At 65.3% G+C, this 17,426-nt stretch carries 17 protein-coding genes; 10 read left to right on the top strand and 7 right to left on the bottom strand.

What is annotated here, in order from left to right:
* Positions 1-33 precede the first annotated feature (33 nt).
* The 6 genes from HJO_RS00395 (at position 34) to HJO_RS00420 (ending at position 6,330) form a co-directional block, all read left to right on the top strand.
* Complete coding sequence (locus HJO_RS00395) at positions 34-1,434, top strand: sensor histidine kinase (RefSeq protein WP_051617901.1); 1,401 nt, start codon at positions 34-36, stop codon at positions 1,432-1,434.
* A gap of 6 nt (positions 1,435-1,440) precedes the next feature.
* Entirely contained in the window at positions 1,441-4,128 is a 2,688-nt protein-coding gene (locus HJO_RS00400; RefSeq protein WP_035612420.1) for a bifunctional [glutamine synthetase] adenylyltransferase/[glutamine synthetase]-adenylyl-L-tyrosine phosphorylase, read from the top strand.
* A gap of 56 nt (positions 4,129-4,184) precedes the next feature.
* A complete protein-coding gene (locus tag HJO_RS00405; RefSeq protein WP_051617903.1) occupies positions 4,185-4,688 on the top strand; it encodes an EF-hand domain-containing protein in 504 nt (167 codons plus the stop codon).
* A 159-nt stretch (positions 4,689-4,847) separates the two neighbouring features.
* Positions 4,848-5,390, top strand: coding sequence for an RNA polymerase sigma factor (locus tag HJO_RS00410; protein ID WP_035612422.1), 543 nt, complete (start codon positions 4,848-4,850; stop codon positions 5,388-5,390).
* Entirely contained in the window at positions 5,387-5,833 is a 447-nt protein-coding gene (locus HJO_RS00415; protein ID WP_156945359.1) for a hypothetical protein, read from the top strand. The genes HJO_RS00410 and HJO_RS00415 overlap by 4 nt, the downstream gene beginning before the upstream one ends.
* On the top strand, positions 5,830-6,330 hold the full coding sequence (locus HJO_RS00420; protein ID WP_035612426.1) for a periplasmic heavy metal sensor: 501 nt from the start codon (positions 5,830-5,832) through the stop codon (positions 6,328-6,330). Before HJO_RS00415 ends, HJO_RS00420 begins: the two co-directional genes overlap by 4 nt.
* A gap of 12 nt (positions 6,331-6,342) precedes the next feature.
* On the opposite strand, the gene HJO_RS00425 is transcribed toward HJO_RS00420, so the two are convergent.
* From HJO_RS00425 to HJO_RS00445, 5 genes are all read right to left on the bottom strand, one after another.
* Positions 6,343-6,738, bottom strand: a complete 396-nt coding sequence (locus HJO_RS00425) for a GFA family protein (RefSeq protein WP_035612428.1) — start codon at positions 6,736-6,738, stop codon at positions 6,343-6,345.
* The gene (locus tag HJO_RS00430; RefSeq protein ID WP_035612430.1) at positions 6,738-6,950 is read right to left on the bottom strand and encodes a hypothetical protein; all 213 of its coding nucleotides are present in this window, start codon (positions 6,948-6,950) and stop codon (positions 6,738-6,740) included. Before HJO_RS00430 ends, HJO_RS00425 begins: the two co-directional genes overlap by 1 nt.
* 15 nt (positions 6,951-6,965) lie before the next feature.
* Positions 6,966-8,414: an amidase gene (locus HJO_RS00435; RefSeq protein ID WP_035612432.1), complete on the bottom strand. Its 1,449-nt coding sequence runs from the start codon at positions 8,412-8,414 to the stop codon at positions 6,966-6,968.
* 57 nt (positions 8,415-8,471) lie between these two features.
* Positions 8,472-9,518 (bottom strand): sensor histidine kinase, encoded by a 1,047-nt coding sequence (locus HJO_RS00440; RefSeq protein ID WP_051617905.1) that lies wholly within the window; start codon positions 9,516-9,518, stop codon positions 8,472-8,474.
* Between the two features lie 101 nt (positions 9,519-9,619).
* Entirely contained in the window at positions 9,620-9,940 is a 321-nt protein-coding gene (locus tag HJO_RS00445; protein ID WP_035614108.1) for a YbjQ family protein, read from the bottom strand.
* Between the two features lie 154 nt (positions 9,941-10,094).
* Between HJO_RS00445 and HJO_RS00450 the strand changes: the two genes are divergently transcribed.
* Complete coding sequence (locus tag HJO_RS00450; RefSeq protein ID WP_035612434.1) at positions 10,095-10,517, top strand: hypothetical protein; 423 nt, start codon at positions 10,095-10,097, stop codon at positions 10,515-10,517.
* A gap of 16 nt (positions 10,518-10,533) precedes the next feature.
* On the opposite strand, the gene scpA is transcribed toward HJO_RS00450, so the two are convergent.
* Entirely contained in the window at positions 10,534-12,690 is a 2,157-nt protein-coding gene (gene scpA / locus HJO_RS00455; protein WP_035612437.1) for a methylmalonyl-CoA mutase, read from the bottom strand.
* Positions 12,691-12,760: 70 nt separating this feature from the next.
* On the opposite strand from scpA, the gene HJO_RS00460 reads away from it, so the two are divergent.
* Entirely contained in the window at positions 12,761-13,414 is a 654-nt protein-coding gene (locus HJO_RS00460; protein WP_035612439.1) for an outer membrane beta-barrel protein, read from the top strand.
* Positions 13,415-13,440: 26 nt separating this feature from the next.
* On the opposite strand, the gene HJO_RS00465 is transcribed toward HJO_RS00460, so the two are convergent.
* Positions 13,441-15,315, bottom strand: coding sequence for a methylmalonyl-CoA mutase family protein (locus tag HJO_RS00465; RefSeq protein ID WP_035612441.1), 1,875 nt, complete (start codon positions 15,313-15,315; stop codon positions 13,441-13,443).
* Positions 15,316-15,515: 200 nt separating this feature from the next.
* On the opposite strand from HJO_RS00465, the gene HJO_RS00470 reads away from it, so the two are divergent.
* Positions 15,516-16,079, top strand: coding sequence for a carboxymuconolactone decarboxylase family protein (locus HJO_RS00470; RefSeq protein WP_035612443.1), 564 nt, complete (start codon positions 15,516-15,518; stop codon positions 16,077-16,079).
* Between the two features lie 162 nt (positions 16,080-16,241).
* Positions 16,242-17,342, top strand: coding sequence for a hypothetical protein (locus HJO_RS00475; RefSeq protein WP_156945360.1), 1,101 nt, complete (start codon positions 16,242-16,244; stop codon positions 17,340-17,342).
* The last annotated feature ends 84 nt before the right edge of the window (positions 17,343-17,426 follow it).

A 17,426-nucleotide genomic window follows, 5' to 3' on the forward strand; every position in this document is an offset into this window, starting at 1 on the left:
ACGGCCCGCTCCGGGGCTGGCACGAGGCAGGTCATGAAAATCGGCCTGCCGACCTTCCTGCGGACGACGACGTTCAAGCTGGCGCTGCTGTACAGCGCCATGTTTGCGGCGTTTTCGGCCGTGCTGATGGTCTATCTCTATTATTCGACGGTCTATTATATCCGCGCCGAAGCAGAGCGGCGGCTGGACCTCGAATTCGAGCAGCTCGGCAATGCCTATTTCACCGGCGGGATGGAGCGGCTCAGCCAGTCCGTCCTGGAGCGCATGACGCGGACGGGATCGACCTATTTCTACTATCTAGAGGATTCGTCCGGCGGGAAGATTGCCGGGCATTTCCAGCTGATGCCGGTGCCATTGACCGAGGCGAGTTCCCGCACGGTCTATTTCGACTTCAACCAGCCCTTGCCGGACGGGTCGTTCGTCGTGCGGTCTGCCGCCGGCAAGATCGTCCGGCTGCGCGATAATGGCGGGGCGCTGCTGGTCGCGTTCGATGCGGCGCAGCAGACGGCCATTGTGCGGCGTATCCAGCGGGCGATCTTCATCGCGGCGCCGATCGGCATTGTGCTGTCGCTGCTGGGCGGGGTGCTGATTTCGCGCGGCGCGGCGCGGCGGGCTGACGAGCTGGCGCGGACGGCCGAAGCGGTGATGGGCGGCGAACTGGGCCGGCGGGTGCCGGTGCGCGGGTCTGGCGATGAATTCGACCGGCTTGGCCAGCGCATCAATGCCATGCTCGACCAGATCGAGAAACTTGTCGACGCGACACGCCACACCGGCAATGCGATCGCGCACGACCTGCGCTCTCCGCTGTCGCGCCTGCGCAACCGCCTGGAGATTGCCCTTTCGCAGCCGCTGTCGCAGGAGGATGCGAGCGCGACGCTGAATGAAACGGTCGAGGAAGTCGACCGGGTGCTCACAACCTTCAACGCGATCCTGCGGCTCGCCCGGCTGGAAGCCGGTGCCGAAGGTGAACGGGTGCGCATGGACGTCAGCGAACTGGCCGAGGAACTGGCGGAACTGTTCGATCCGGCATGCGAAGAAGCCGGTCTCGCCTTCCGCAGCCAGATCGCCCGTCACCTGACCATTCTCGGCGACCGCGACCTGATCGGCCAGGCGCTGTCCAACCTGCTCGACAATGCCGTGAAATACACGCCAGCCGGCGGAACGATTTCCTTCACCGTGACGCGCGGGCCGGATGGCACGATCGATGTCGTCGTCGTCGATTCCGGGCCCGGTGTGCCGGCCGACCAGCGCAAGCGGGTGGTGCAGCGTTTCCAGCGAATGGATTCGGCGCGCACGCAGCCCGGCTCCGGCCTCGGCCTGTCGCTGGTCGATTCGGTTGCGGAGATGCATGGCGGCCAGCTGATCCTGCAGGATGCGGGCGGGCCTGAAGGCCAGCCGGGCCTCAAGGCGGTCCTGCGCCTGCCGCGGGCCTGACCTGTCATGCTGACGATCCGCCCCCTTGCTGACACGCCTGATGCGGCCCTGGCCGCCGCCTTGCCGCACGCGCCGTATCTCCGGCGCCTGTCGGATCGCGGTGTGGAGAGGGATTTCGATCAGGCCCTTGTCACCGTGCGGACCCTTCCGGGCGAGATGCCGATCGAAGAGGCGATGACGGTGCTGCGCAAGGCCAAGCTGGCGGCGCACCTGGCGCTGGCGGCTGACGACCTGGCGGGAACGCGTGACGTGATGGACGTGACGCACGCGCTGACCGACCTGGCGATCGAAAGCGTCCGCGCGGCCCTGCGTGTGGCGCTGGCCAGCCGCGCGCTGTCAGACCGGGGCCTGTTCATTGTCGCGCTCGGCAAGATGGGCGCCTACGAACTCAACTATTCAAGCGATATCGATATTGCGGCGTTCTATGATCCGGATGTCTTCGAGGGCGGTGAGCGCGCACCGGGCGACACGGCCCAAAGGGTGATCCGCGATGTCGTGCGCCTGCTCGATGAAACCACGGCGGACGGCTATGTGTTCAGGACCGACCTGCGCCTGCGCCCGGACCCGTCCTCGACGCCGCTGGCAGTGTCGACCGGCATGGCGGATCTCTACTACGAGAGCGTCGGGCAGAACTGGGAACGCATGGTCTGGATCAAGGGCCGGGCCGTGGCCGGCGATGACGCCACGGCGGCGCGGTTCCTGAAGCGCATGTCCAGCTATGTTTGGCGGCGCAATCTCGACTATTGGGCGATCGACGACATCCAGGCGATCAAGCGCATGATCAACACCAAGATCGGTGCCCACGCCCTGGCCGAACCGTCACCCGACATCAAGCTGGGGCCGGGGGGGATTCGGGAGATCGAGTTCTTCGTGCAGACGCAGCAGCTGATCATGGGGGGCCGCCAGCCGGATCTCAGGGACAATACGACGCTTGGCGCGATGCAGGCGCTGGGCGATGCCGGCATTGTGGGCGCAGACACGGTGAACCGCTTGTCGGCCGCCTACCGGGCGCTGCGCAACCTGGAACACCGCATACAGATGCGCCACGACGAGCAGACCCACAGGGTGCCTGCCGATGACGCCGAAAGGGCCGACGTCGCGGCGCTGTGCGGCTATCCATCACTGAGCCGGTTCGACCAGGACCTGCTGGAAACGCGCCAGGCTGTGCAGGCGAGTTACGACGCCCTTTTCGTGCACGAAGAAAGCACGATCGATGCACAGAGTATCGGCAACCTTGTATTCACCGGCGTCGACGACGACCCCGGCACGGTGGAGACGCTGTCGGCGCTGGGCTTCGGCGATCCGTCGATACCGATCAGCACGATCCGCAACTGGCACCGGGGCAATGTGCCGGCCACGCGGACCGTGCGCGGGCGCGAACTGCTGACGGCGATCCTGCCGCGCATGCTGAAGGCGATGGGCGATACGGGCGAGCCGGACGAGGCGTTCCGGTGGTTCTCGCGTTTTTTCAGCGGCCTGTCCTCGGGCGTGCAGACGCTGGCGATGCTGCTGGCCAATCCGGAATTGCTGGACGATCTTGTCGCGACCCTGGCGCTGGCGCCGCGGCTGGCGGAAATCCTGTCGCGCCGGCCCGACCTGCTGGAAGCGCTGGTCAGCGGGCAGGAGCCGGTGGCGCCGCAGATCAGCCCCGACACGAGTTTTGACGCGGCGCTCGATGACTGGCGGCGCTATCACCGCGACCAGAGCTTCCTGATCGGCCACCGCCTGCTGCACGGCCTGATCGATGCGTCGGATGCGGCGGGCCACTGGTCGCGCCTGGCCGATGAAACGATCCGCCAGATGGCGCGTGTCGCGACCGCCGAGACAGTGCGCCGCTATGGCGAGGCGCTGGGAACGTGCGGCGTGTTCGCGATGGGCAAGCTGGGCGGCGCGGAAATGACAGCCGGCTCGGACCTCGACATCATCGTGATCTATGACTCGCCCTCGCTGGACGGGCAGACCTGGTTTACCCGGTTCACGCAGCGCCTGATCACGGCACTGACGGCGCCGACGGCGGAAGGCGCGCTGTATGAAGTCGACATGCGTCTCAGGCCCTCCGGGCGGGGCGGACCTGTCGCCGTCAGCGTGCCGGCATTCGGGCATTACCAGAATGACGAAGCCTGGACATGGGAGCACATGGCATTGACCCGGTTGCGCTTCGTGGCCGGCGACGCGACCCTCGGCGAACGGGTTGCCGGTATCGCGAAGGCGGCGATTGCCGCGCGGGCCGCGAGCGACGACGGCAAGATTGCAGCCGACATTTCCGACATGCGCATGCGCCTGTTCCAGGAGAAGCCGGGCAAGGGCCTGTGGGACCTGAAGACCGATCATGGCGGCCTGATCGACATTGAATTCATCCTGCAGCAGGACATGCTGCTGTCAGGCGACCCGGCCCTTATCCGCGCCAACATGGCCGATGCGGTGGACGCTGTGGCGCGCAGCAAGCCGGACGAGGCCGGGACCTATGAGGCATTGGCGACCTCGCTGGCCTTCCTGCAGGCGCTGCAACAGGTCCAGCGGCTGGCAGTGGGCAGCGACATGGTGGCAGACGCCATTCCCGAAGGCCTGAAGCAACGGCTCTGCCGGGCCGTCGGTGCGACGGATTTTGCCTCGCTGGAGACCGATCTTGCGGCGGTGAAACGCCGGGTTTCGGCCATCGCTGCAGAAAAACTGCACCTGCCAGCGACGGATTAGCGGGCCCGCATCGTTGAACCTGTGATGGGGCAATCAACCATACGGAGTTCAATCTCATGAAACGCATTACACTCGCTACCCTGGTCAGCGCGGCCGCCGTGGCCATAGCGCTGCCAATTGCTGCGCAGGCCGCACCACATGGCGGTCATCACGGCGGTGACCATATGAAAGCCATGGACACCAATGGCGACGGCGACGTCTCCAAGGAAGAAAAGGCCGCTTTCCGCACGGCCATGTTCAACGAGGCCGACACCAACAAGGACGGCAGCCTGAGCCAGGCCGAAATGACGGCCCACCACGCGGCCAAGGAAGCCGCCCGCAAGGCGGAAAGGCAGGCCAAGATGTTCTCGGCCCTTGATGCTGACGGCGACGGCAGTGTCAGCGCGGAAGAATTCGCCAACCCGCCGATGCGAGGCCGGATGGCGAAGTTCGACACCGACGGTGACGGCACGCTGAGCGACGCTGAACGCGAAGCTGCAAAGGCGGCACGCCATGAGCGTCGCGGCAAGTGGCACGAGCGTCGCGGCGACAAGCCTGCGCCGCCGCCTGAAGCAGAATAGGCCGGGCCCAAGCCTGACGGGCCGGATGCATGATATGCGAAATTCTTCTCCCCCTTCGCAACACGCCATGTGTCCGGCCCAACCGGCCTTGCGGTCCAATGCCAGCCACGCGGATGAAGTCATTTCCCCTTCTGCGATGCGCAGGCTAGACAGACACCCGTGGCATTCACTTCGGACCTTGACCAGATCGCACGCGCGGCTGCCGGTGACCGGCAAGCCGCTTCGGCGCTGGTCAACCGCTACAGCCCCGGCGTGCTGGCACTTGCCTCGCGCATGCTGTCGGATCGGACAGAGGCCGAAGACGTGACACAGGAGACATTCATCCGGGCCTGGAAGGCCCTGCCTGACTGGGAACCAAGGGCCAAGTTCTCGACCTGGCTGCACCGGGTCGCGCTGAACCTGTGCTATGACCGCCTGCGCAAGCGGCGCGAGACATTGATGGACGAGCTGCCGGAACGCACAGATCCGGCGCTGATGCCGCACGAGGCGCTGGACCAGGCAGAACGCGTGCGGGCCGTCGAGGCGGCCATTGCCGCGTTGCCGGAGCGCCAGGCCGCCGCCTTGACGCTGTGCGCGCTGCAGGACCATTCTCAGGCCGAAGCGGCGGACATCATGGAGATCAGCGTTGAAGCGCTGGAGAGCCTGCTCGCGAGGGCACGGCGCACCCTGCGAACGGTACTGACGGAAAGGAGCGAAGCATGACACGGCAACCAATGACAGACGCCCGGCTGATCGACCTGATCGAAGCCTGGGGCGCCGACACGAACGCCTTTCCCGAAACGGAACGTGAGGCGGCTTCGCGCCGCCTGGCCGAATCACCAGAGACGTTCGCGGCGGCGCTGGACAATGCGCGCTCGGTGGACGGACTGCTGTCCGGCCTGCCGGAGATATTGCCGTCTGCGGCGCTGACGGCCCGCCTTGTTGAGAGCGCGCCGAAGCCGGCCCGTGCATCACGCAACTGGCTGGCCATGCTGCCGCGCTGGCCTGCCGTGGGCGCGTTCGCCTCGCTGGCCATCGGCCTCGTGATCGGCCTTAACGGAATCCAGCCGGCAGCGACGGATTCATCGGAAGACGCAGTCGATACGCTGGTCTACGCGGCACTCGGATATGACAGCGTGAGTTTTGACCAGGAGACCATCGAATGAGCGAGCCAGGCACACGGCGCCGCATCCCCTTCTGGCTGACGCTGTCCCTGATGGCGAACATGCTGCTGGTCGGCCTGCTGGTCGGCACGGTCGTGCGTTCGGGCGATGACACGCACCGACGCGACCGGATGATGTCAGAGCGTCCGCCCGTCATGGAACATGCCAGCCGCAAGGACCGCGAGGCCATCCGGCGCGTGATGATGGAATCGTTCAAGTCTGCCAGGGACGAGATGGATCACCGCAAGGCGGCGCGCGCCGAACTCGGCCGGGCCTTGCGCCTTGAACCCTATGATCCGGATGCGGTCCGCGCGGCGTTTGCCGAGCTGCGGCGCACTGACGAAGCGGTGCATGCCGTGACGCATGAATCGCTGGCGACCCGGCTGGGTGACCTGTCGGCGAGCGAGCGTGACGGTCTTGCCCAGTTGCTGTCCCGCGAACCGGGAGAGGGCCGCCGCGGCCGGCATCCCGGCGGGCCACCCGGACCCGAACGGGACTAGGACAGCCCGCCCTCAATCCTGCGACTTGTGCGCCAGGGCGGCGGCATTGGCCTCCCAGTTCTGGCCGTCAAAGGCGTTGACCGTAACGTCGAAGGCCTGCCAGGCGTCAAGGCACCGCCAGGTCACCGCAATCCCGTCGGGATTGGTGCGCGGCACATAAAAACTCTTCACGCCGCAATGCCTGCAGAACAGGTGGCGGGCCACGCCCGTGTTGAACGTGTACGCGCTGAGACTGTCTTCCCCCTCCAGCAGGCGGAAGCGGCTGGCCGGGACGATGACGTGCAGGTTACCGCTCATGATGCATATCGAGCAGTTGCAGGCCTCGACCTCGATGGCGTCGGGCAGTTCGACTTCGAACCGGACCGCGCCGCAATGACAGCCGCCGGCGCGCGTCGCCAGGCCAGGCATCAGTCAGGCTCCCGCATGTGCGAAGCGAAGGCCGTCAGGATCAGTGCGACCAGTTTCAGTTCGTTCGCGGCAAGGTCGTTGTCGCGCGCCACCGGGACCGAATAGGGAATTTCCAGCGAATAGGTTTCTGCGCCCGGCGGGTCGAGCGGCGTGGCGTCGGCAGCACCGGCAAGGCAGGCGCCTGCGAGGATCAGGCAGATGCGGCTGAACATTCAGGAGGCCTTTTTCTATCCGACCCAGACGGGCGGGCGGCGATGGGTCCAGGGACGGGCGCGTTCGAGCTGGCCGGCGAGCGAGAACAGCAGGCTTTCGCTGCCATAGCGGCCGCCGAACATCATGCCGACGGGCAGGCCCAGGGGCGCGGTCGGGGTGGGAGGGGTCCAGTGCAGGGGCACGGACATGGCGGGGGCGCCCATCTGGTTGAACACCGGGCAATGCGGCGAGAAGCTGGCCACCGCCGCGCCCATCGTGTCCGGGTCTGCCGTCAGCGCCAGGACGCCGAGCTTTTCCGGCGGGCGCGAGATGGTTGCCGACAGCGTCATGTCGAACCCGCCCGCGTCGAGGAAGCGCTCGTAGACGATGGCGGCGGTCTGGAATGCATTGTTGGCCTTGGCGAGTTCGACCATCGGCACGGTGCGCCCGAGGGAGGCCATCTGGAAGGTGATCGGTTCCAGCTCGTCCTCGCGCACGGCGCGGCCGAGCGCGGCGCTGCGATCGTCGACCATGGCGGCGATGTTGGCCGAGATGGCGAAGAGGGCTGCCTTGCCAAGGGCCTCGCCGTCCATCACGGGGGCGGCTTCGACAACCGTATGGCCGAGCTCTTCGAGCAGCTGCGCCGTGGCCTTGAGGCCGGCTTCGGCGTCGGCGTCGGGCTGGGTGCCGTTGGGGGCGGTGCGCCAGAGGGCGATCTTCAGGCGCCGGGGATCCTGGCCGAGTTCGTCGAGATAGGGCCGCACCGGCGGCGGGGCATGATAGCGGCTGCCGGTCTCGGGGCCGTGGGTGGCATCCATCAGGGCCGCATTGTCACGCACGCTGCGGCTGACGGCATGGACGGTGGAGAGGCCGTTCCAGCCTTCGGTGCGGCCAGGGCCCATCGGCATGCGCCCGCGCGAGGGTTTCATGCCGAACAGGCCGCAGCAGGCCGCCGGGATGCGGATCGAGCCGCCGCCGTCGCTGGCCTGGGCGGCCGGAAGGACGCCTGCCGCGACACAGGCTGCGGCGCCACCGGACGAGCCGCCGGAGGTGCGCGTCGTGTCCCAGGGATTGCGGGTCTGGCCGTGCAGCGTGGATTCCGTGGTGGTGGTCAGGCCGAACTCGGGCGAGGTCGTGGCACCGAAGAAGACCAGCCCGGCCTTGCGATAGCGGCTGGTCAGGGTGGAATCCTCCGCCGCGATATTGCCCTTCCAGGCCACCGACCCTTGCGTGATCGGGGCACCTTTCACGTCGATGGCGAGATCCTTGGTCGCGAAGGGCACACCGGCGAACGGCCCGTCGCCGAGCGGGGCCGCAAGCTGGTCATGGGCGAGTTCCGGGAAGAGCGCGGAAAAGCAGTTTATCTGTTCCTGCGCGCCTTCGGCCCGTGCCAGCGCGGCATCAAGCAGTTCCGATGGCTTGACCTTTTTCGTGCGCACCAGGGCCGCGAGGCCGATGGCGTCATAGTCTGCAAAATTGTCCATTCCGGACTCCCTTGTTTTACCGGCAGTCTGGAACCTCGTGGCCCGAAAGGAAAGGGCTCATTCGGTGTCGGGCAGGAGTTCGGTCTCAACCAGGAGGACACGTGTGCCGACGGCCGGCCGCTCGACGGTGAGTTCGCCGCCTGCCTTGCGGGCGAAGGCGTCCATGAGGCGCGAGCCGAGCCCGCTGCGGCCGTCAGGCTGGGCAGGTTCGGACGGCATGCCCTTGCCATCGTCGACGATCGACAGGACCCAGCGCCCTGACGGCGGTTGCCGGAACTCGACACGGATTTCGCCGGACTGGCCGTCTTCAAAGGCGTGCTTGGCGGCGTTGGTGACGACCTCGTTCATGACGAGGCCGATGGCCACTGCCCGGTCACGCGGAAGCGACACGGCATCGCAACCGAGACTGATCGTCACCGTGTCGCGCATGAAGAGTGCGTCGGACAGCATGCGTGTCAGCGAGGCGAGATAATTCGGCATGCTGATCTCGTCGACATAATCGGCGCCACTATAGATCGAGTCATGGATCGCCGCGAAACTGTGGACGCGCGCGCCGGCAACGGCGAGCGCTTCCTGGACTTCTTCGGACTCATGATGCCGGCGCTGCATTTCCAGCAGGCTGGCGACCATGGCGAAATTGTTCTTGGTGCGATGGTCCAGCTCGCGCAGCAATAATTGATGGGTCTCGAGTTCGCGGTCCCGCTCGGCGGCGGCCCGGCGGATGGCGCGGCGGAACAGTTCGGCGAATATCGCAATGACGACAGCAGCGGTGCCGTTGACCAGCGTCCTGGGGCCGTCGGACGGGTTGAGGAAATGGAAGGAATGGGTGTCCGGCAGAACGAAATACCAGGCATAGGCGAACGTGCCCACGAAGGTGATCAGGCCGGCCTGCCATCGGCCGAACAGGGTGGCGATCAGGATGGCGGGATAGATCGGTGCATAGGGGCCGGCATCGGGGGCGAACATGTTGACGCCATAGCGCGCCATGATGGCCGCGAGGACACACAGGGATCCGAACAGGAACTGGACCGGCAGTGCCGGCATGAGCGGCGAGAACCGCTCAACAAGATCGAGTTCGCCGAGCCTCCTGCGTCGGTAGGGCATTCCGACCAGCTCCTTGCATGCGGGGTAAACCGGCTCATATCGGCTAGCAGAATGCGTGTATATAACTATTGTTATCGACAGGCCGGGCGACCTGTGCCGCGTCAGGCCAGGGCGACGGCCGTGCCGGAGACGGCGACCATCATCATGGACCCGTTCTGACCGATGACGGTGTAGTCGAACTTCGCCCCGACAATGGCATTCGCGCCCAGCTTGCGGGCCTCCTCGATCATCTCGTCCATGGCGCCGTCGCGGGTTTCGCGCAGCGTGCTCTCATAGGCATTGGACCGACCGCCAACGAGGTTGGTGAAGCTGGCCAGGATGTCCTTGCCGAGATGCGCGCCGATGACGACCTCGCCGCAGACAATGCCCTTGTAGGCGGCGATCTCGCGGCCCTGGATGGTGGGTGTGGTGGTGATGATCATGTGGAACTCCGATTTGCCGGTAAGGCGGGTTGGGCCATTTCTAAGCGAATTCCCGCGCGAAAGCACCATGACGTGATGAGATGTCATCGGGCGTGATTTGCTGAGGGGCGTGTACAGACCTAGACGGGCGGGTCAGACATCAGGAGATATCATCATGCTGAAGCCGCTTTCCCTCTTTGTCCTTCGCCTTGGTACGGGCGGGTTGATGGTCCTGTGGGGCATGATGAAGGTCGTTTCGCCGGCCAGCTCCATCGGCGTGTCGCAGAAATACTATGGCGGGGCCCTGAACGCCGAGATGATCCAGATGCCGCTTGGCGCATTGCAGGTGGCGCTCGGCGTTGCCGTCATTGTCGGCCTCTGGCGCAAGGTGACCTATCCGGCAGTTGCGGTCGTGACCGGTGTCGGCCTGCTGGCGATCTGGAAATATATCGTGGACCCGATGGGCCTGTACCTGCTGACCGAGGGAAACAACAATCCGCTGTTCTTCCCGTCCCTGGCGGTTTTTGGCGCCACGCTGGCGATGATGGCGTTCCGCGCAGACGATGCGTGGAGCCTGGACGCCAAGCTGTTCAAGTAGCGCCGGACGGCTGCGTCTATTCCGCAGCCGTCTTGGTGGCGTCATCCTCCAGCACTTCCAGCATCTTGATGGCACTGTCGGCGATGACGGTGCCGGGGGGGAAGATGGCAGTGGCACCAGCGGCGTAGAGCGCATCGAAATCCTGTTGCGGGATGACGCCGCCGACGATGATGCGGGCGTTGGCCGCGCCTTCATTGCCGAGGGCGCGTTTCAGTTCCGGCACCAGTGACAGGTGGCCTGCCGCAAGCGATGAGGCGGCGACGATGTCGACCTCGGCCTTGCGGGCGTCTGCAGCGGCCTCTTCCGGGGTCTGGAAGAGCGGGCCGATCTCGACATCCCAGCCGAGGTCCATGAGGGCCGAAGCGACGACCTTCTGGCCGCGGTCGTGGCCGTCCTGGCCCATCTTGGCGATGTAGATTTTCGGGCGGCGACCGTGTTTCTTTTCGAACACGGCGGCGAGCGACTTGGCCGCGTCGGCCTTGTCGTCGCCTTTGACGCCGCCGCCATAGACGCCCTTGATCGAACGGATGACGGCGCTGTGGCGGCCCTGGCTGCGCTCGACGGCCTCTGAGATTTCGCCGACCGTGGCCTTGGCGCGGGCGGCGTCGACAGCGAGGGCGAGCAGGTTGCCCGTCGTGCCCGCAGCGGCATCGGCGATGGCATCCAGCTTGGCGGTGACTTCGGCTTCGTCGCGGTCAGCCTTGAGGCGCGCCAGCTTTTCCAGCTGCATGCGGCGCACGGCGGCATTGTCGACCTTGAGGACGGGGACGTCTTCGTCTTCATCGAGATGGAACTTGTTGACGCCGACCACGGTCTGCGTGCCGCTGTCGATGCGGGCCTGCGTATTGGCGGCGGCTTCCTCGATGCGCAGCTTCGGCAGGCCTTGCTCGATGGCCTTGCGCATGCCGCCCATTTTTTCGACTTCCTCGATATGGGCGAGGGCCCTGGCGGCGAGGTCGTGCGTCAGGCGCTCGACGTAATAGGAGCCACCCCACATGTCGATCGTCTGGCAGGCGCCGGCCTCCTGTTGCAGGAAGAGCTGTGTGTTGCGGCTGATGCGGGCGGAAAAGTCTGTCGGCAGGGCGAGGGCTTCGTCGAAGCTGTTGGTGTGCAGGGACTGCGTCTGGCCGCCGGTGGCGGCAACCGCCTCGAGGCAGGTGCGGATGACGTTATTGTAGACGTCCTGCGCGGTCAGCGACCAGCCGGAGGTCTGGCTGTGCGTCCGCAGGCTGAGGGATTTGACGTTCTTCGGCTTGAACTCCTGCTGCACCAGTTTCGCCCAGATCAGGCGTGCGGCGCGCATCTTGGCGACTTCCATGAACGTGTTCATGCCGATGGCCCAGAAGAAGGAGAGGCGCGGGGCAAACTTGTCGACATCGAGACCGGCGGCGACGCCGGCGCGGATGTATTCGATACCGTCGGCCAGCGTGTAGGCGAGTTCCAGGTCTGCCGTCGCACCGGCTTCCTGCATGTGATAGCCGGAGATCGAGATGGAATTGTATTTCGGCATGTTCTGCGAGGTATAGGCGAAGATGTCCGAAATGATCCGCATGCTGGGCTTTGGCGGATAGATATAGGTGTTGCGGACCATGAACTCCTTGAGGATGTCGTTCTGGATCGTTCCGGCCAGCTTGTCGGGCGTGACGCCCTGTTCCTCGGCGGCGGCGATATAGAGCGCGAGGATCGGCAGCACGGCGCCGTTCATGGTCATCGACACAGACATCTTGTCGAGCGGGATGCCGGAGAAAAGCGTGCGCATGTCGTAGATGGAATCGATGGCGACGCCCGCCATGCCGACATCGCCGGAGACGCGCACGTGATCGGAATCATAGCCGCGGTGGGTGGCAAGGTCGAAGGCGACCGAGAGGCCCTTCTGGCCGGCGGCGAGGTTGCGGCGGTAGAAGGCATTGGAGTCTTCAGCGGTGGAGAAGCCGGCATACTGGCGCACGGTCCAGGGCTGGTTGGTGTACATGGTCGGGTAGGGGCCGCGGCCGAACGGGGCGAGGCCGGGATAATCGTCGAGATAGTCGAGGCCCTTGGTGTCGGCGGCTGTGAAGGCCGTCTTGACGGCGATGCCTTCGGGCGTATCCCAAGGTGTGCCGAGGGCGGGCGCGTCTGCCGCTGCCTTGGGCGTGTCGAGATCCAGTTGGGTGAAATCGGGAAATTTACGCATCGGTTGCAAGCCTTGCATTATGGTGTGACTGGCGGGTCAATGCCCGTCCGGAACAGGGAGATGTGCCAGCATGGCGGGACTGAAAATCGCAGCGCGACTCGGCGTGGTGGCGGCGCTTGCCACGCTGGGCGGAGCGCCGGCCGAGGCGCAGGCCGCTGACGGCCCGGCCCAGACCGGATTCTATGCGGCCCTGCGCGGGTATGGTTCGATCGAGGACCAGAACAATTTCATCTTTGAAAACAGCCGGGAAATCGCTGTTGCGCTCGGCTACCGGGCGGCGCCGTCTGTCCGGCTCGAGGCCGAGTTCGGGTCTCGCCGGTCTGACATCGTGGGCCTGAATGGCGGGACAGGCGTGCGCGGCGATGCCAGCGTCCAGACGCTGGGCCTGCATGCCTTCTACGATTTCCGGGCGGGCAAGAAGATTCGTCCGTTCGTTGGCGTCGGTGTTGGCGGCGCGGTGCTGGATTTCAGCTTTTCCGGGCCGGCGGATATCAGCCCGGGCTTCATCGTGACCGGCGACGACCAGGACTTCAGTCATTATTTCGATTTCTTCGCTGGCACGTCCTATCACATCAACGACCGCTGGCGCCTGTCGGCCAGCGCCGAGTACGTCACGTTGCGCGACGATTCGATCGACTCCAATATCGGCGAGATCGACGGCATCAACCGCGCCTACAATTATACGGTCGGCGTGCGCTATTTCTTCGGCGCGAACGACCGCTAGGGCGGGACGGGCAGCCAGCGGGCGCGTCATCGCAGCAGCCCCAGTTCGGCGTGCGCGAGCTTTAGTGTGTGCAGCACATCGCAGCCCATGAAGATGTTTGCGTCGACGTCCGGCGTTTCGAACTTTCCGGCGAGCCAGAGGTGGCTGACACCGGCGGCCTTGAGGGCGGCAGCAGCGGCGCCAGCCTCTTCAGCATAGCGCGTGTCATTGCCGCAGAGGACAGCGATCCGGCAGCCGGACGCCTTGAAGGCGACCGCCAGTTCAGCAGCGGATTTCGGGGCAACCGGCGGTTCCTTCGCGGCGAGGCCGCCGGCGGCGAAGAGGTTGCGGGCAAAGTCTGCGCGGGCCGAATGTTCGGCGACGGGGCCGAGCGTGGCGAGGAAAATGGCGGGCTGCTTCTTCGCACCGGCAGCGGCATCGCGCAGCGCCTCGTAAGGGGCAGCGATATGGATGGGGGCGAGCGGAGGGCAGGTGAGGGCAGGCGCGGGCGCTGGTGGGGCCGGTTTCGGCTGGAACGGATCGGCGGTGGGCGCGGCGATCTCGTCGAGCAGCGGGAACTCGCTGATGCCGGTGATCGGCACCTTGCGTCTGGCAATGTCCTTGGCGCGGGCGTCGCGGATGGTGGCGACACGGTCCTGGAAGGCACCGGAGACGAGCGAGTCGGCGTATCCGCCTTCGCGTTCGATGTTCTGGAATTCCTCCCACGCGGCGGCGGCGAGATCCTGGGCGAAGGTTTCGGTGAACCATGCACCGCCGGCCGGGTCGGCGACGCGGCCGAGCTGGCTTTCTTCCATGGCGATGATCTGGGTGTTGCGGGCGATGCGGCGGCCGAGTTCCTCGGGCACGCCGATGGCTGAATTGAACGGACGGACGGTGACAATGTCCGCGCCGCCAATGGCGCCGGCGAAAGCAGCGGTGGTGCAGCGGAGCATATTGGTCCAGGCGTCAAAGCGGGTCAGCATGCGTGCAGATGTCGTGGCCTGGATGCGCATCGGCACGGGCGCCACGTCAAGCACTTCAAGGCAACGGGCCCAGATGCGGCGCGCGGCGCGCAGCTTGGCGACGCCGAGGCCGTAATTGGCGTCGAGTGCGACAGAGAAGGTGATGTGCGGGGCGAGGGCGGCAATGTCGGCGTCTGGCAGGCGGCGCAATGTGTCCACGGCGCTGGCGATCAGGGCGCCGAGTTCCTGCGCGTCCGATCCGCCGGCCTCGTGCACCATGCGGGCATCAATGCGGAGGCGGCCAGCGGCGGGCAGGTGTGCGGCGAGGGTGGCAAGCGTGTGGGCGAGGCGTTCGAACGTCTCTTCGAGGCTGGCATCGAGGCCGCCGGTGCGCGCCAGGGCGCCGAGCGGGTCGAGATTGACGTCGAGTTTCAGGGCGGACGTGTTGTCTTGCGCCTGCGCCCATTCGATGAGCTGTTCGGCGGCGTCGAACCCGGCATCGCGCGTGTGGTCCAGCGCGACGGGGGCCATCGCGGCGTCGACGCCGTCAAGGACGGTTGTGAGGCTGGCAAGGTCCGTGACCTGGACACCGCTTGTGCCTGCCGGGTCGAGGGTCAGTTCCACGGAGGAGACGCCGCGTTCGAGATCGCGGAGGATTTCGGCATTGGTGGTGGCAGGATCCGGGTGGGAGAAAGCCTGGCGGATGTCCCAGGGCAGCCAGCGGTTCGGGGCGGCGGTGGGGCCGCGCAGGTAAGGCGCTGCGCCGGGCGCGCCGAGCGGGTCGGTGGCCGAGGGGAAATCGCTCTCGCGGTAGAGCGGTTTCACGGCGAGACCGTCAGCGGTGTGGCGCGTGATCGTGTCGATGCCCTTGCCCTTGAGCGCCTTGTCGACGGCGGCCAGCCATTCGGCTTCGGTGGCGTCCTTGAATGCGTTGCTGAGGGGGAGGATGTCGTCTGCCATATATCGGAATGCCTGTTTTCACCTGTTTGCCTAGGTAATGGAGTTGACGCCAACGTAAGGTCAAGGGCTTGCGCAGGGGCAGCTGTGCGGCCGGAAGGCGTCGCGGCGCGCTTGTGGCCTGATGTGTATGCGTATTTACTGCAGAAACAGGGAAGAAACCGGCGAGCAGACAGGCCGCCATGCAGAAAGGCACGTCACCCATGAGATTAAACAAACCGAGGATCGCGCCGCTGACAGACGCGGAAATGGACCCGGACCAGAAGGCGGAGCTGACCAAGACGTTCCAGGGCCGGCCGGTATACAACATCTTCCGGACGCTGAGCCGCGCGCCGAAAGCGTACAAGTCGTTCATGCGCTGGGGCGGCTATATCCTGTCGGATCACAACAGCCTGGCCCCGCGCGAACGCGAGATTGTCATCCTGCGCACCGGGTTCAACTGGAAGTCCGGCTATGAATGGGCCCAGCATGTGCGGATCGGCAAGGAAGTGGGCCTGACCGATGTGGAGATCGAAGCGATCAAGGAGGGCCCGCTGTCGCCGGACTGGAAACCGATCGACAGCGCCATGATCCGGGCCGTGGACGAGCTGACCAGCGACGCGTTCATTTCCGAGCGGACATGGGGCGAATTGTCGGAACTGACCGAGAAGCAGCGCATGGACCTGGTGATGACCGTCGGCCAGTACACGCAGGTGTCGATGATGCTGAATTCGTTCGGCGTGCAGCTGGATGACGACCTGGAACTGGACCCTGACTTGAAGGGATAAAGGGGCGGGGGCCTCACACCAACCAGATACGGCCAATCCGTTGGACGCCGGCGCTTCACCATGTTCCGGAATGGCGAAGGCGCCACACGGCGTCGCGCGGGGGACAGGGCCGGAGAATTGAGGGCGCTGCCGAGCGCCTGCTTTGATATCAAGGGGACGCATATGAGCAAATGGACCAAGGACCGGATCAAGGACCTGAACCGGGTGAATCTGGAAGACGTGTCGGATGGGGGCCTGTTGTTGACCCGGGAAGACCTGAATGCCGGCTCACTCGTGCTGGAAGAGCTGGACGACGAGCTGAGACGGCGCGGGTACGGTGATGACGCCGATTTTTCCGATGTGAAGGATCAGTATTTCAACTTTCCGCCCAACCGCAGGCGCTTCCCGGGACCGGCGCAGTACAATTACCAGCGGGCGAAATACCTTGTCGCGAAATATGCCATTCCGGCCAGCTGGGTGTTTGCGATTCCAGTCATTGGGCCACTGAACAATAATGAGGGATGGGCGATGGCCGTGTTCATGTTCCCGCTCTTCGCATGGATATTGGTCATGTTTGTCTTCGGGTGGATAAATTTTGGCGGGCCGCCCAAGATCGTCTCCTGCCTGCGCCCGTTCGATGACAGGAAACTGTCTGTCCCGTTGAAGCGGTTCCTTCGGAAATACCTTGGCTTTCGTGCGCATACCTACACGCTGGCCGACAAGGGCATCAAAGCGAATACGGCCATGTCCATCGGGTCTGTATTGTCGCCCTTCGTTGGCATCATATCGGTCCTGCTGGGGGGCGCGCTGGCTGCGGGTGCGCTGTTCCTGGCGATGGTGTCACCCTGGATTCGGCAGTCCCTGCGGGTGCTCAAGCTTGGTGCGCCTTCAGCCTTTGTGCATGTCGACAAGCAGCTTGAGAAAAGCGTCGTGCGATCTGCGCAGCAGACATTCTCCGGCGGCACGCCGTTCAATATCAAGTGCCCCCACAATGGGTGGAGACCCTGTGTTCAATATCTCGCTCACAAGAGTGACGTTATCGTCATTGATCTGAGCAATATCGGGCCGAGTGTCGGCTGGGAACTCGGCTATATCAAGGCGCGAGACCTGTTGGGCAAATGCGTGTTTGTCTGCCAGCAGGGGCGGGAGGTGTCGAAGAGCGCCCTTGCCCAGCTCGGATTGGGGAATCCGGTCGTATACGCGTATTCCGCAAAGGGCCTGCTGGACCAGGCGGACGATGCGGAAGCGAGTTTCCAGCAGGCCGTGGTCGCGGCCGCGCGCTGACGTTCCGGTCTCCGAGGTGCGCAACCCGGTGGTCGCCAGATCCCGGGCCTTGCGCTCTGTCGGCGTGCGCCTTCCGGTTGGTGG

The organism is Hyphomonas johnsonii MHS-2 (genome assembly GCF_000685275.1).
GTDB classification, from domain to species: Bacteria; Pseudomonadota; Alphaproteobacteria; order Caulobacterales; family Hyphomonadaceae; genus Hyphomonas; species Hyphomonas johnsonii.